This is a genomic window from Agromyces sp. GL_144, assembly GCF_057834305.1.
In genome coordinates this window covers 3,382,421-3,396,630 of record NZ_CM174399.1, presented here as the reverse complement: position 1 = coordinate 3,396,630, position 14,210 = coordinate 3,382,421, and the positions used below count along the sequence as shown (strand labels likewise).

Genomic DNA, 14,210 nt, shown 5'->3' with positions numbered 1-14,210 from the left:
CGACGAGCTGATGCTCATCGGGGCCGTCGAGGCGCTGCGAGGGCGGGCGTCAGCCCTGCGCGCGGCGGTTCGTGCGTGCGGGCTGGCCCACGAGGCTGCCGACGCGGAGCGGCTGCTTCGCGGGGCGGCCGGATGCTCCGCGCTGCGCGCCGGAGGTCTGGGCGCCGCGGCTGTGGCCCGAGCCCTGCTTGGGCGCGTTGGCCTTCGCCTCGGCGGGGCGGCCGGAGCGGTCGCGACGGGGAGCGCCGGGCGCGACATCCGCAGAGCCGCCGCCGTTGCCACGACCCCGACGACGGCGTCCGCCGCCCTCGGTGCGGGCCTCGGCCGAGGCGGGAGCGCCGTCGCGGGCCGCGCGCTTGCGCTGCGCGTTGGCGCCCTGCGAGCGGCCGCCTCCGCCGCCCTGCTGCACGGCGGCGCGGGGAGCGGGCTTGACGTACGGGGCGACCTCGCCGACGAGCTTGACGACCGACGGGGACTTCGCGGTCACGCGCTCGGGCGTGACCTGGATCGCCGCCTTGCGGAGCAGCGTCTTGAGGTCCTGCTTCTGCGAGGGGAGGCAGATGGTGACGACGTCGCCCTCGCTGCCGGCGCGGGCCGTGCGGCCCGAACGGTGCAGGTACGCCTTGTGCTCCATGGGCGGGTCGACGTGGATCACGAGTTCGACGTTGTCGACGTGCACACCGCGGGCCGCGACATCCGTCGCCACCAGGACCTTGGCCGAACCGTCGCTGAACGCGGCGAGGTTGCGGTCGCGCTGCGGCTGCGACAGGTTGCCGTGCAGGTCGACGGCGGGGATGCCCTGCTCGGTCAGCTTCTTCGCGAGCTTCTTGGCGTGGTGCTTCGTGCGCATGAAGAGGATGCGGCGGCCGGTGCCCGAGGCGAGGGCCGTGATGAGGTCGTTCTTCGCGTCGACGTCCTCGACCTCGAACACGTGGTGGGTCATCGCGGCGACGTGCGAGGTGGCCTCGTCGACCGAGTGCAGCACCTCGTTGTGGAGGAAGCGCTTGACGAGCTTGTCCACGCCGTTGTCGAGCGTCGCCGAGAACAGGAGGCGCTGGCCCGACTGCGGGGTCTTGTCCATGATGCGCGTGACGACGGGGAGGAACCCGAGGTCGGCCATGTGGTCGGCCTCGTCGAGCACGGTGATCTCGACGGCGTCGAGCGTGACGTGACCCTGCTGCATGAGGTCTTCGAGACGACCGGGGCAGGCGACGACGATGTCGACGCCGGCGCGCAGGGCGTCGACCTGGCGCTTCTGGCTGATGCCGCCGAAGATCGTGGTCGTGGTCATGCCGTAGGCCTTGGCGAGCGGGGCGAGCACGGCGTCGATCTGCGTCGCGAGCTCGCGCGTGGGGGCGAGCACGAGGCCGAGGGGGCGGCCGGGGCGGCGCTTGCCGCCGGCGAGCTCGCCGCCGAGGCGCGCGGCCATCGGGATGGAGAACGCGAGGGTCTTGCCCGAGCCGGTCTTGCCGCGGCCGAGCACGTCGCGTCCGGCGAGCGTGTCGGGCAGGGTGTCGACCTGGATCGGGAAGGGGCTGGTCTTGCCGTCGGCGGCGAGGGCCGCGACGAGGGCGGCCGGCACGCCGAGCGTGCTGAAGGTGGTGTCGGTCATGGGTGCCTTTCGGGGCGCACCGCACGGTGATGGCGTCGCACGCGCGGTCGCATGGAGCGGCAGCGTGGTGCGGCGGATCGGCCCGGCGATGGGATGTGGCGAAGGCGCCGGTCGGCGCATCCGTTCGCCGTATGAGAGTCAACGGGCGCCCTCTGATGAGGCCCTGCCCGGAAGCGTTTCTACGACGCAGGCGGCGCGTTCATCGCGCACACCGTCCACCAGCATAGCGGATGCCTCGTGCCCGATGCTGTGAGGTCAGCGGGGGAGCCGTTCGCCCACGGGGATCTCCTCGTGCACGGTGTTGCCCGGCTGCGCGAGCGGGCACGACCACGATGGGTCGTACGCGCACGACGGGTTGTAGGCGAAGTTGAAGTCGATGACGAGCGAGTCGACCCCGCCGCCGGGCCCGAGGTCGGCCCCCTTGGCGGTGTCGAGCAGGTAGCGTCCGCCGCCGTAGGTGCCGCCGGGTGCGCCGGCCAGCTTGTCCTTCACGGGAACGAACAGGCCGCCCGCGTACTGGCTCAGCCGCCACACGTCGAGCGTGCCGAGGTACGGGATGCGCACCGTGCCGAGCAGCGAGAACCGGATCTTGCCGTCGGTCGAGCTGTCGACCGTGAGCTTCTGCGGCTCGTCGGCGGGCCGCACCTCGAGCTCGAAGCGCCAGTCGGGATCGTACGGCGCGATGGTCAAGCCGGTGAAGGCGGCCCGGTCGTCGGGCAGCAGCGGCGACTGCGGATGCCCCGCGAAGAGCTCGTCCCGCGCGGATCTCCACAGCTCGTGGCCGGCCACCGGGTCGTGCGCGCTCAGCTGCCGCACGCCCGAGTACAGGCCGAAGACGCGCCGCCGCCAGTCGGCGAGCTGCAGGGTGGGGAGCTGGTCGGTCATGCGGGGAGGCCCTTCGAGGTCGTTTCGGTTGCGGAGGCATCCGCGGTGCCCGGCGGGTCGAACGCCCAGGTGGGCGCGAGTCGGCGCAGTTGCCGCCCGCGCCACTGCCAGAACGCCCACGTCGGGTACCAGGCCACGACGTCGAGCGCGCCGGCGTGCGCGATGAGGCGGTCGCGGTAGAGGGTGCGGCCGCCGGGCAGCGCCGAGACGGCCATGCGGTGATCCCACCGGTCGAACAGGGCGAACGGGCCGCTGATCGCGCCGCCCGAGTCGCGCAGCATGCGCACGCCGTCTGGCAGGCCGCCGGGATACCCGAGGTCGATGACCTCCTCGCCGACCGAGAAGCGGCCGAACGCGCGCGGCTGCAACCGGTGCCGCCCCGCGGGCCAGGCGGTCGGCAGGCCGCCGTCTTCGAGGGAGCCGAAGTCGAGCCAGGGCGCGACGACCTCGCGCAGCACCGCCGGGCTGTGCAGCGCCCGCCAGGCGGCATCCGGAGTGCATTCGAGCTCGAGCTTCAGCAGGACCCGCATGAGCCGACCCTACGACCGGCGGATGCCTCGACCAAGCAGGTGCAGCGGATTCTCGGGTGCGTGGCGGGCGGGCGGGTCTGCCGGGCGGGTCTGCCGGGCGGGTCCGCCGGGCGGCGCGGATGTCTCGGGCTTGCGGTGCTCGTGCGGTCCGATGCCTCCGGGCGCCCGCTCACCGGGCGCCCGTAGAATCCCGGCATGCCCGACGGACTCTGGTGGTTGCCCTCGCTCGTGGTGCTGGGCGTGGCCGCGGTGGCGTTCGTCGGCGGCGTCGTGGGGTTCCGCCGGCTCGGCGCACGTCGCGAGCATGCCGCCCTCGAGGCGGGCCGCGACGCCGAGGTGCGGGCGAAGTCGCTCATCGTGCAGGCCGATTCGGCGGTGCGCGAGGCGCTCGCCGAGGCGCTGTTCGTCGAGGCGCAGTTCGACGCCGCGACGGCGTCCGCCATGCGCGAGTCGATCGACGCGGCGCAGCGCCGACTGCGCGAGGCGTTCCTGCTGCAGCAGCGCCTCGACGACGCCGAGCCCGACACCGCGGCCGAACGCCGAACGTGGACGGCGCGCATCATCGAACTCTGCGACTCCGCGCTCGGCACCCTCGCGAAGGCCGATGCCGCGCTCGACGCGCGGCGGCTCGCCGAGCGCGGGGCGACGTCCGATGCGCCGGTGCTCGAGGGGCGGCTCCGCGCGCTGTCGGTGCGGCGCGACGAGGCGGCGGCGATGCTCGAGCGCCTCGACGGACGATTCGCGCCGTCGGCGCTCGGCGGTGCGCGGGCGTCGCTCGGGCGGGCGGATGCCGCGCTCGCGGCAGCCTCCGATCGGCTCGCCGCCGCACGTGAGCGCCTCGAGCGCACGCAGGGCGCGGCCGATCAGACCTCCGCCGCGTCCGGGCAGCTCGAGCGTGCGGCGCGCGCGCTCGACGAGGCCGAGCGCATCGAATCGGAGCTGGAGGAGGCCGGAGCCGACGCCCTCGCGCAGGCTGCGGCCCTCGAGTCGGACCTCGAGGCCGCCCGCACCGAGCGCGACGCGACCGACGACCCCGACGCGCGCGCTGCGCTCGCGCGGGCCGTGGAGGACGCGGTCGGGATGCGTGGTGCTGGTGCCCGCGGCGGCGGCGGTCGCGGCGGCGCTGCCGGCGCGGCTGGTGCTCCTGCCGGCGCAGGTGCGGCCGACGCGACCGCGGCCGGCGGCACGCGTGCCCGCTCCGACGCCGCCGCGGGTGCCGACGGGCTCGCCGACGCCGACCCTCCTGCGCCCCGGCCCGACCCGTTCGCGGTCCGCGACCGTCTGCGCGTGGCGCGCGACCGGCTCGAGGTCGCTCGTGCGGCGGCGCGGGCCTCGCAGTCGCGGCTCGACGGCGCGCGCGGCGCCCTCGGCGGCGCCATCGCGATCGCCGAGAGTCAGCTGCGCGTCGCCGAGGACGCCATCCGCCGTGGCGGGGCGCGCGTCGGCGTCGACGCGCGCACGCGCCTCGCGGAGGCCGAGCGCCAGCTCGTGATCGCACGTCAGGAGCCCGATCCGGTGGCCGCGCTCGACGCCGCCCGTCGCGCGACCTCGCGCGCGAGCGACGCCGAGGCGCTGGCCGCGTACGACCTCATGACCGGTCGCTGAACGTCACGCGCCGCGGCGCGGGTCGCCGACGGCGGTAGCCTGTCGCGGTGAGCGATGCGACGAACGCGCCCGGGCGGAACGCCCGTCAGAACGAGCAGTACGCCCTCGGGCAGGCGAAGTACCAGGTCAGATTCGACTGGGGCGTCGACGGTGCGCAGCGCATCCTGCCCGGCGCGCAGATCGTCGTGCTCGTCGATGCGCTGCTGGCCACGACGCAGGCCGTGCTCGCCGCCGAGCGCGGCGAGACCTACGCGCTGCCGACGTCGCGCTCGGGTGTTGCGACACCGGATGCCGCGCCGACTGCGATTCCGGATGCCGCGCCGCAGGCGGCGCCGACTGTTCTCTCGGATGCCGCGCAGGACCCGGTATCGGCCCTGGCCGCGGACGCCGTGGCCGCACTCGCCACGCACATCGCGACGGATCCCTCGCCCGCCATCGCACCGGACCTGGCAGGCACGGTCGCCGCCGACATCGCCCCGTCGCTCGCGGCGGTCGACGTGATCGTGCTGGCGGCCTCGCTCCGCAACCGCGAGGCGGTCGCCCGACGCGTCCTCGCGCTGCAGGAGGCGCGCGGCGAGCGCCTGCCGGTCTCCGTCGTCGCGGCGGGCGAGTACGCCGAGCCGGCCGGCGCCACGGCCCCGGCCGACTCGACTCCCGGGGCGGGCGGCCGGGCACGCGGCATCCGCTTCGCCATCGAGGACCAGCTCACGGCCGGCGCCGTCATCGACTCGCTCGTGCGCCTCGGCATCGATCACACGTCGCCAGAGGCCGCCGTGGCCTGCGCGGCGTTCGAGGGCCTGCAGCACGCCGCGGTGCACCTGATCGGCGCCTCCGCGACCGGGGTCGAGCTCGCGGAGGCCGGCCGCAAGGCGGACGCCCGCCTCGCGACGCAGCGCGACGTGACCGACCTCGTGCCGGTGCTGCGCGACGGCGTCTTCGGCGCGTAGTCCGCGCTGACCTGCGGGGACGGCGTGCGCCGCCTCGACGGGTCCGCCTCGGCGGGTCCTCTTCAGGAATGCTGTAGCCGTGTAGCCGTGTAGCCGTGTAGCCGTGTAGCCGTGTAGCCGTGTAGCCGTGCAGCCGACGTTTCGAGAGCCGACGCCCCGACCGTCAGGTTGCTGCGCTGCGACCCGTCTCCCGACGGGTGTTCCCTCCGCGAAAGCGGTGGTGAAGTGGCGAAGTGGAGAAGGCCGAGGACGCGACGGACGACGCAGCGCGTCAGGCGGCGGTCTGCTCCACGAGCTGGTCTGCCGGCCCCGAGACAGCTGTCGCGGCCAGGGACTCCGCAGACGCGGACGCCGAAGCCGGTTCCTCGGGCGACGTGGCCTTGCCGGCCTTGCGGGCGCGATGCGCACGCACCTTCGCGCGGTTGCCGCAGCGCTGCATCGAGCACCAGCGGCGGGTGGCCGCGCGCGAGGTGTCGAGGTAGACCATGGTGCAGTCGCTTCCGTCGCACTCGCGCAGGCGTCCGGCGTTGTCGGGCGAGAACACGTCGACCGCGTCGCGCGCGACCGTGGCGAGCGCCTGCGAGACGGTGTGCACTGAACGGCCCGCCTGGCGGGTGCCGCCCGCGAGCGTCGGGGGGATGTCGGGGGTCGCCGCGTAGAGGTTCACGACGTCGACGTCGGCTCCGCGAAGCTCTTCGCCGTGTGCCGCGGCCCGGGCCATGCGGGCGACCGCGTCGCGGAGGGCGACCGCGTCGAAGAGGTCGCGCGACCTGGCCGCGCCCACCTGCACCGGGAACCGCTCGCGAAGCCACTCGGTCAGGTCGTCGGGGGCGTGCAGCTGCTCATGCGGCGCGGCGGCGTCGGGACTCTGCTGCCCGAGTGCACCCGTGGTCGCGAAGTCGAGTGCGAACGAACCCGAGTCGAACCACCACCGGACGCCCTCGGGGGAAACGAGCCATTGTCCGACGGGGATCGCAACGGTTGAGACGGGCACCCGGCAATGCTAGCGGTCGGCGGCAGGGCTGCGGCGCCCCGATTCAGCCCGCGCTGGCGCTCGCGGCCCTGCGGCGAACGGCGGTCGTGATCTCGCGGCGCCGCCAGACGATGAGGTGCGCACGGTCGAACCCGCGGTGGCAGACCCCGCAGCTGAGCGGACGCGTGGGCTCGCGGTAGCGGAAGTGCTCGTGCCCGGCCGGGCAGCGCCCGACCCACGGGGCGAGCTCGTGGGCGACCTCGCCGTCGTGCGTGCGGCGGCCGACGTAGCCGAGCTCGGCGGCGATGCGCCGCCATTTCGGGCCGTGGCCCGCCCGCGGCCCGGCCATCGCGTGGGCGACCTCGTGCAGCAGGATCTGATGGATCTCGTCGTCGTCGTAGCGGGCGGCGAGGTAGCGCGAGACCGAGATGCGCTTCGACGTGTAGTTGCAGAGCCCGGCGCGCTTCTTGGCGTGGTCGAAGGCGAAGCTCCACACGGCGGGGTCCAGGTGCAGCGCGATGAGCGCATCGGCCCACCGTCGCACCCGTTCGAGATCCGCCATGTGATGAGAATAGCCCCGGTGAGGTCCCGATCGGCAGGTCTCAGCCCTCGGCCAGTCGCACCCGGAGCAGGCGGTCGTCGCCCTCGATCGGGCTGCCGCGGCCGTCGGTGTTGTTCGTGATGACCCAGAGCTCGCCGTCGGGTCCGGGCACGGCGTCGCGCAGTCGCCCGAACTCGCCGACGAACACGGGTTCGGCCGACGGCGCCCCCGTGCTCGCGGGCTGCATGACCCAGAGGCGCTCGCCGCGCAGCGCCGCGAGGAAGAGCGTGTCGCCGACGATCGCGAGCCCGCTCGGGCTCGCGTCGGCGGTCGACCACTGCAGCACGGGGTCAACGAAGCCGTCGGCGCCGGCCTGCCCCTCGATGACCGGCCAGCCGTAGTTCGCGCCGGGCACGATGAGGTTCAGCTCGTCCCACGTGTTCTGCCCGAACTCGGCGGCCCAGAGCCGGTCGGATGCATCCCACGCCAGGCCCTGCGGGTTGCGATGCCCGAGCGAGTACACGAGCGTGCCGAACGGGTTGCCCGGTGCGGGCGCGCCCTCGGGCGTCATCCGCAGGATCTTGCCCGCGAGCGAGTCCGGGTTCTGCGCGGCGTCCCCGTCGCCGCCGTCGCCGACCGTGGCGTAGAGGAATCCGTCGGGGCCGAAGGCGATGCGTCCGCCCTGGTGGTTCGCCGCTCCGCGGGGGAGGCCGGCGAGCACCGTCTCGGGAGCCCCGAGTGAGAGCGACCCGGCAGCGCCGGCCAGCGGCATCCGCACGATGCGATTCTCGGATGCCGCGGTGAGATAGGCGTACACGTGGCCGGAGGCCCCGCCGGCTCCGGCGAGCTGGGCGAGCCCGAGCAGGCCGCCCTCGCCGCCCGACACGACGTCGGGCAGCGTCGTCACGGTGCGCAGGGACCCGTCGGCGAGCACCTCGACGATGTCGCCGGTGTCGCGCTCGCTGACGAGCACGCCGCCGTCAGGCAGGCGCAGGATCGACCACGGCGCCTGCAGTCCCTCGGCGACGGTCTCGACGACGCCCGTCGGGAGCATGACGACGGGCGGGGCCGGCTCCGACGGTGAGGGCGAGGGTGAGGGCGAGGGCGAGGGGGTCGCGATCGAGGCGCTCGGCGATCCGGGCGGCGTCGACGGCGGCACGGTGCGATCCGACGGCGCCGAGCACGCGACGAGCCCCGCGACGAGGCCAGCGGCGACCACCGCGGCAGCAGCGCCGGAGGCAGCGCCGCGGACCGCGCCGCCGACCGCGCCGCGGATCGCCCCCGCGACCGTTCGGGTCGGGGTCGCGCGAGGAGCCGCGGCGATGCGCACCTCCCCAGTCTGCTCGCCGCTTCGGCAGAATGGAACGCATGCAGCCGACGATCGATCTGAACAGCGACCTCGGCGAGGGCTTCGGGGCATGGCGCGTCGGCGACGACGACGCCATGTTCCGCGTGGTCACGAGCGCGAACGTGGCGTGCGGGTTCCACGCGGGCGACGCCCTGACGATGTCCCGCAGCGCGGCGTCGGCGGCGCGTGAGGGCGTGGTGCTCGGCGCGCATCCGGGCTATCGCGACCTGGTCGGCTTCGGCAGGCGCGCGCTCGACACGAGCCCGGCCGAGATCGCCGCCGAGCTCCTCGTGCAGCTCGGCGGGCTCGACGGCGTCGCCCGCGCGGCGGGCATCCGGGTGCACTACGTCAAGGCGCACGGCGCGCTCTACCACCGGCTCGCGATCGATGCTGCGGCGGCCCACGCGTTCGCCGAGGCCGTCGCCGCGTACGATCCGGCGCTGACGGTGCTCGGTCCGCCGGCGAGCGAGCTCGAACGGGCGGCGGATGCCACGGGGCTGCGCTTCGCCCGCGAGGCGTTCGCCGATCGGGGGTACCTGGCCGACGGGTCGCTCGTGCCGCGCGGTCAGCCGGGCGCGGTCGTCGACGACCCGGCCGCGGCCGCCGACCGGGCGATCGAGCTCGCGGAGACGGGCGGCATCACCGCCGACGACGGCAGCCGCGTCGAGCTGCGACCCGATTCCCTCTGCCTGCACGGGGACACCCCCGGCGCCGCGGCCATGGCCCGTGCGGTGCGCGACGCGCTCGAGCGCGCCGGTGTCGAGATCCGGGCGTTCGCATGAGCCGCCGCCTGCTGCCGAGCGGCGAGGCCGCCCTGCTCGTCGAATGCGACTCGCTCGACGAGGTGCTCGCGCTGCACGACGCGCTCGACGAGGCGCGGCCAGACGGCGTGGTCGAACTCGTGCCCGCGGCGCGCACCCTGCTCGTCTCGGTCGACCCCGAGCGGATGCCGCTGGAATCGGCCGCGACGTGGATCCGGCGCATCCCCGCCGAGGCGGGTTCCCGCGTGGCGGGCGCCCACGCCGACGCGGTGACGATCCCCGTGGTCTACGACGGAGCCGACCTCGCGGCCACGGCATCGCTCCTGCACGTGTCGGTCGAGGCGCTCGTCGCCCGGCACGCGGGCATCGAGTGGCGGGTCGCGTTCATCGGCTTCGCGCCGGGGTTCGGCTACCTCGTGAGCGATGACTGGCCGTTCGAGGTGCCCCGCCTCGAGGCTCCGCGCCCGCGCGTGCCCGGCGGTTCGGTCGCGCTCGCCGGGGCGTTCGGCGGCGTGTACCCGCGGCAGAGCCCGGGCGGGTGGCGCCTGCTCGGGCGCACCGATGCGCCGCTCTGGCAACCGGCCGCGACCGAGCCCGCACTGCTGGCGCCCGGCCGCCGCGTGCGTTTCGAGCAGGCCTGATGCCCGCCGGCGGCCTCACCGGCTCCAGCCTCACCGGCTCCGGCCTCACCGCTCGTGGCCTCAGCGTCGAGGCATCCGGCGCGTCGACGCTCGTGCAGGATCTGGGCCGCCCGGGTCTCGCGCACCTCGGCGTGCCGGCGTCGGGAGCGCTCGACCGCGGCGCGCTCGCCCTCGCGAACCGGCTCGTCGGCAACCCCGACGGCGCCGCCGCGCTCGAGATCGTGATGGGCGGGTTCCGCGCCCGCTTCGCCGCCGAGACGTGGTTCGCCGTGACGGGCGCGTGGGGCGACGTGCGCCTCGACGGTCGGCGCATCGCCCCGTACACGGCCGCGCGGGCGACCCCTGGAGCGGTGCTCGAGCTCGCGGCGCCCGAGCGCGGCATCCGGTACCTGCTGGGGGTGCGCGGCGGCATCGACGTCGCCTCGGTGCTGGGCTCGCGCTCGCGGGACACGCTCTCGAGTCTCGGGCCGGAGCCCGTGCGCGCCGGCGACGTGCTGCCGATCGGCGCCGCGCCCGAGGCATCCGTGCCCCTGCTCGATCACGAGGCCGCGTTCCCTCCGCCCGCGGGTGCCGTGACGCTCGCGCTGCTGCCCGGCCCCAGGGCCGAGTGGTTCACGGATGCCGCGCGCCGGGCGCTCTTCGACGGCGCGTGGCGCATGTCCGAGCAGGCCGACCGCATCGGCGCGAGGCTCCTCGGCGACGCGCTCGAGCGCCGGGTCGCAGGGGAGCTCGCGAGCGAGGCGACCGTGCCCGGATCGATGCAGGTCGCGGGCGACGGGCGTCCCACGATTCTGCTCGCCGACCGGCCGGTCACGGGCGGGTATCCGGTGATCGCGGTCGTCGCCGCGGCCTCGCTCGACGCCGTCGCGCAGATGCGGCCGGGGCAAGAGGTGCGGTTCCGGCACGCGTGAGCGTCGCCGGTGCGGGCGCGGTGCGGGCGCGGTGCGGGCGCGGTGCGGGCGCGGTGCGGGCGCGGTGCGAGCGCGGTGCGGGCGCGGTGCGAGCGCGGTGCGAGCGCGGTGCGAGCAAAGCGCGGTGCGTGTGCGGCGCGGTGCGGCGGGCGGCGGTCGGAGCTCGTCCAGTACGCGTGCGGTGCTCAGCGCTTGAGGAAGATGGAGCGTGCCGGAGGCGGCGACGGCACGGCTGTGGCGTCCGTGACGACGGGGGCGCCGGCGATGAAGTTGCGGAGCTCGGCGCCGTCGACCATGCGCGCCGGGGCCGGATCGCTCGCGAGGCGTCGCGGCAGGCCTGCGAACGGCAGTTCGGCGTTCGAGGCGTACATGACGACGTTGCCGAACCGGCGTCCCTTGAGCATGGACGCGTCGGCCGCGAGGGCGACATGCTCGAAGACGTGCGCAAGCGTGGCGGCCTGCGACCTGGCGAAGGCGAGGCCGGCGCCGTCGGCGACGTTCGCGACGGCGATGCCCTGCGGCGCCAGGCGCTTCGCGAGCAGCTCGTAGAACTCGGTGCTTGTGACATGCGCCGGCGTGCGCGCCCCCGAGAAGATGTCGACGATCGCGATGTCGACGGCGCCATCGAGGCCCGCCGGAAGCTTCGCGAGCACCTCGCGGGCGTCGCCGTGGCGCACGCGCACCTGTGCGCCGCGCGGCAGCGGAAGGTGCTCGCGCACGAGGTCGACGAGTTCGGACTCGAGCTCGATCACCTGCTGCCGCGAGCCCGGCCTCGTCGTCGCGACGTACCGGGGGAGCGTGAGCGCCCCGCCTCCGAGGTGCAGCGCCGTGATCGCCTCGCCATCGGGCGCGACGAGGTCGACGGCGTGCCCGATGCGGCGCACGTACTCGAACCCGAGCCAGTCGGGTCGGTCGAGCTCGACATGCGACTGCGGCGTGCCGTCGACGTAGAGGGTCCACGATCCGGGCACCTGCCGCGACTCCTCGAGATGCGCGAGGTGCCCGCTCACCGAGAGCCGGCGTTCGAGGCTGGCGTCGGGGTCGGATCCGGAGGCTGGGGGCACGGATGCCACGCTACCGCGCCACGCCTCCCGCCCCGCGGTCGGTCGCGTAGTCGCGCCCGCGTCGGGCCGGTCGAGTAGTCGCGCCGGGGCCGGGCCGGTCGAGTAGGTCGGCCGGTCGAGTAGGTCGGTCGGCCGAGTATGCGTGCCCGCGCCGGGCGGGTCGAGTAGGCGCGCCGGCGCCGTATCGAGACCCGTGGGACGGGGTCTCGATGTGCTGCGCCATTCGACCGGCGGGTCTCGTTGCGCTGCGCCATTCGACCGGTGGGCGGGGGAGTCGCTGCTGAAACGCTGGCTACATGGCTGCATGGCTGCATGGCTGCATGGCTGCATGGCTGCATGGCTACAGGTTCGCGGGAGGGCGCGCCGGACAGCGGGGGTCATTCTGGAGACGGCCACCACTCCACCACTTCATCACCGTGTTCTCCGGAGAGAGCCCGCTCCGGAGAGACCCGCTCCGGAGAGACTCCATCCGGGCCCGCCCGCAGCTCAGCAGGCGCCCCACAGCACGAAGTCGAGCCGCGCACCCTCGAGCACGGTCGCCGGGAACGGCCCTCCCGCGGCGAGCCGTTCACCGAGTCCCGCCCGCAACGCGCCCGAACTCGAACTCGCGCCCGAGCTGGCGGCCGCGCTCTCACCCGTGCCGACGCTCTCACCCGTGCCGACGCCCCCGCCCGCGCCCGCCGGCGCGGCGACGAGGATCGTGTTGCCCTCCTCGGATCCGTCGAGCACGGCCGCATCGCCCGCCGCGAGCAGCGCTCCGCCGGGTGCGGCGCGGGCGAAGGCGCGGGCCGCGGTGCGAAGACGCGCGAGCCCCGCGGCATCCGCGATGTTGACGACGACGAGTCCGCCGGATCGAAGCAGGCCGAGGCAGGCGCCGAGGAATTCCGGATCATCGACGAAGCCCGGCGCATCGAGCTGCGTGTAGAGGTCGATGATCACGAGGTCGAACCGCTCGCTGCGCGCCGCAGCATCGGCCACCGCGTCGACCGCGTCGGCGATGCGCACCTCGATGCCCGACGAGGCGGGCCACGGCGCTCTCGCCCGCACCACGTCGACGAGCTCGCCGTCGAAGTCCACGACGACCTGTCGCGAGCCCGGCCGGGTGGCCGCGACGTAGCGGGGGAGCGTCAGCGCGCCGCCGCCCAGGTGCAGCACCTCGATCGGATGCCCCGCAGCGGCGTGGTGGTCGATCACATGCCCGATTCGGCGCACGTACTCGAAGAACAGGCGCGTGGGCTCGGCGAGGTCGACGTGCGACTGGGCCGATCCGTCGACGAGCAGCGTCAGCCCGCTCGCGCTGAAGACGTCGGTCTCGAACTCGATGCGCGGGTGCTCCACGGGGCTCAGCTCGGGTCGGCCGGCGCAGCCGCGGCGGCCGGCCGCCGGGCCTCGAAGTCGTCGAGCGCCGCGTGCAGCAGCGCCTCCCGGTCGAGTCCGGTCGTCGCGGTGAGGGCTTCGATCCGCTCGTCCAGCGCAGAGCGAGCGGATGCCCGGGCCGCCGGCCCCGAGGCATCCGTCGCCCCGACCGAACCCGCCGGCCCCGAGGCATCCGTCGCCCCGGCGCCGTCGGCAGGGTCGCGCACGAGCAGCCCGAGCACGGGGAGCGCGATCGTGCCGAGCGCGTCGACGATGGCGGCCACGCCCATCCAGCGCCAGTAGGTCTCCCAGTGCTCGCCGGGCACGCCGTCGAACACGAGCGGCAGGCAGGACATGATCGCGACGACCGCGATCGCGGCCAGCGTGATCGCGAGCCCCACCCGGATCACCGTGCGGCGACGCGAGGCCAGCAGCAGGAGCAGGTTCGCCTGGGCGAGGCTCGCCGCGACGATGGCGCTCACGCCGAGCACCCGCCAGAGATCGGAGACGACGGGGTTCTCCCACGGAAGCCAGACGACGAGGATGCCGGTGACCAGTGCCACCGCGCTCACGGCCAGCCCGACGAAGCCGACGACGCGCACCGGGCGCCCGACGACCGCGAGGTGGCAGAGGGCCAGCACGCTGAACAGGGCGACGAAGAGGGTCGTGCTCAGGATGCGGCCCTGCACGTCGCCGAACTCCCCGTTCAGCAGGGTGAAGATGCCGATCGCCGCGGTGATCGTGACCGACACGACGAGCACGACGATCGCGGTTCGGCGCAGCCCCTGCAGGGGAGGGCGACGAGCGGCGGATGTCGTGACCGGCGCCCCGGCGGGTGCGTCGGCCGGCGCTTCGACCGGCGCGTGGACGGATGCCGCGTGGGCGGCGGAATCGGCGGAACCGCCGGCGTTCTCGGTCATGTCGAGCCCCTCTGATCGAGGCTCAGGATAGTGCGCGGCATCCGAAATCTGGGTTATACCTGAGACCGTCGCACAAATCAAGAATCGACTGGACATGGCGAGTCGCAAAGTATATG

The 14,210-nt window shown here is 74.7% G+C and carries 14 protein-coding genes; 5 read left to right on the top strand and 9 right to left on the bottom strand.

Going from position 1 to position 14,210, the window contains the following annotated elements; genetic code table 11:
• Window positions 1–49: 49 nt before the first annotated feature.
• The 3 genes from AC3IPY_RS15605 to AC3IPY_RS15595 all read right to left on the bottom strand — a co-directional run bounded on the left by AC3IPY_RS15605 (window position 50) and on the right by AC3IPY_RS15595 (window position 3,027).
• On the bottom strand, window positions 50–1,612 hold the full coding sequence (locus AC3IPY_RS15605; RefSeq protein WP_489185179.1) for a DEAD/DEAH box helicase: 1,563 nt from the start codon (window positions 1,610–1,612) through the stop codon (window positions 50–52).
• Window positions 1,613–1,867: 255 nt separating this feature from the next.
• Window positions 1,868–2,497 (bottom strand): DUF1684 domain-containing protein, encoded by a 630-nt coding sequence (locus AC3IPY_RS15600; protein ID WP_489185178.1) that lies wholly within the window; start codon window positions 2,495–2,497, stop codon window positions 1,868–1,870.
• The gene (locus AC3IPY_RS15595; RefSeq protein ID WP_489185177.1) at window positions 2,494–3,027 is read right to left on the bottom strand and encodes a hypothetical protein; all 534 of its coding nucleotides are present in this window, start codon (window positions 3,025–3,027) and stop codon (window positions 2,494–2,496) included. Before AC3IPY_RS15595 ends, AC3IPY_RS15600 begins: the two co-directional genes overlap by 4 nt.
• Window positions 3,028–3,222: 195 nt before the next feature.
• Here AC3IPY_RS15595 and AC3IPY_RS15590 point away from each other — a divergent pair, with 195 nt between their 5' ends.
• Both AC3IPY_RS15590 and AC3IPY_RS15585 read left to right on the top strand, forming a co-directional pair.
• Window positions 3,223–4,632, top strand: coding sequence for a coiled-coil domain-containing protein (locus AC3IPY_RS15590; RefSeq protein WP_489185176.1), 1,410 nt, complete (start codon window positions 3,223–3,225; stop codon window positions 4,630–4,632).
• Window positions 4,633–4,679: 47 nt separating this feature from the next.
• Window positions 4,680–5,579 carry a 2-phosphosulfolactate phosphatase gene (locus AC3IPY_RS15585; protein WP_489185175.1) on the top strand — a complete coding sequence of 300 codons (900 nt, stop codon included), beginning with the start codon at window positions 4,680–4,682 and terminating at the stop codon, window positions 5,577–5,579.
• 271 nt (window positions 5,580–5,850) lie between these two features.
• On the opposite strand, the gene AC3IPY_RS15580 is transcribed toward AC3IPY_RS15585, so the two are convergent.
• Genes AC3IPY_RS15580 through AC3IPY_RS15570 form a run of 3 tightly spaced genes read right to left on the bottom strand, consistent with a single transcriptional unit; the run spans window position 5,851 to window position 8,423 of the window.
• Complete coding sequence (locus AC3IPY_RS15580) at window positions 5,851–6,573, bottom strand: CGNR zinc finger domain-containing protein (protein WP_489185174.1); 723 nt, start codon at window positions 6,571–6,573, stop codon at window positions 5,851–5,853.
• A 43-nt stretch (window positions 6,574–6,616) separates the two neighbouring features.
• Window positions 6,617–7,114 carry a SprT-like domain-containing protein gene (locus tag AC3IPY_RS15575; protein WP_489185173.1) on the bottom strand — a complete coding sequence of 166 codons (498 nt, stop codon included), beginning with the start codon at window positions 7,112–7,114 and terminating at the stop codon, window positions 6,617–6,619.
• Between the two features lie 40 nt (window positions 7,115–7,154).
• A complete protein-coding gene (locus AC3IPY_RS15570) occupies window positions 7,155–8,423 on the bottom strand; it encodes a PQQ-dependent sugar dehydrogenase (RefSeq protein WP_489185172.1) in 1,269 nt (422 codons plus the stop codon).
• A gap of 38 nt (window positions 8,424–8,461) precedes the next feature.
• Between AC3IPY_RS15570 and AC3IPY_RS15565 the strand changes: the two genes are divergently transcribed.
• Genes AC3IPY_RS15565 through AC3IPY_RS15555 form a run of 3 tightly spaced genes read left to right on the top strand, consistent with a single transcriptional unit; the run spans window position 8,462 to window position 10,754 of the window.
• Window positions 8,462–9,223 (top strand): LamB/YcsF family protein, encoded by a 762-nt coding sequence (locus AC3IPY_RS15565; RefSeq protein ID WP_489185171.1) that lies wholly within the window; start codon window positions 8,462–8,464, stop codon window positions 9,221–9,223.
• The gene (locus tag AC3IPY_RS15560) at window positions 9,220–9,843 is read left to right on the top strand and encodes a 5-oxoprolinase subunit B family protein (protein WP_489185170.1); all 624 of its coding nucleotides are present in this window, start codon (window positions 9,220–9,222) and stop codon (window positions 9,841–9,843) included. The genes AC3IPY_RS15565 and AC3IPY_RS15560 overlap by 4 nt, the downstream gene beginning before the upstream one ends.
• On the top strand, window positions 9,843–10,754 hold the full coding sequence (locus AC3IPY_RS15555; protein WP_489185169.1) for a 5-oxoprolinase subunit C family protein: 912 nt from the start codon (window positions 9,843–9,845) through the stop codon (window positions 10,752–10,754). Before AC3IPY_RS15560 ends, AC3IPY_RS15555 begins: the two co-directional genes overlap by 1 nt.
• A 185-nt stretch (window positions 10,755–10,939) precedes the next feature.
• On the opposite strand, the gene AC3IPY_RS15550 is transcribed toward AC3IPY_RS15555, so the two are convergent.
• The 3 genes from AC3IPY_RS15550 to AC3IPY_RS15540 all read right to left on the bottom strand — a co-directional run bounded on the left by AC3IPY_RS15550 (window position 10,940) and on the right by AC3IPY_RS15540 (window position 14,094).
• Window positions 10,940–11,818: a spermidine synthase gene (locus AC3IPY_RS15550; RefSeq protein ID WP_489185168.1), complete on the bottom strand. Its 879-nt coding sequence runs from the start codon at window positions 11,816–11,818 to the stop codon at window positions 10,940–10,942.
• 486 nt (window positions 11,819–12,304) lie between these two features.
• Window positions 12,305–13,156, bottom strand: a complete 852-nt coding sequence (locus AC3IPY_RS15545) for a spermidine synthase (RefSeq protein WP_489185167.1) — start codon at window positions 13,154–13,156, stop codon at window positions 12,305–12,307.
• A 5-nt stretch (window positions 13,157–13,161) separates the two neighbouring features.
• Window positions 13,162–14,094 carry a hypothetical protein gene (locus tag AC3IPY_RS15540; RefSeq protein ID WP_489185166.1) on the bottom strand — a complete coding sequence of 311 codons (933 nt, stop codon included), beginning with the start codon at window positions 14,092–14,094 and terminating at the stop codon, window positions 13,162–13,164.
• Window positions 14,095–14,210: the final 116 nt, after the last annotated feature.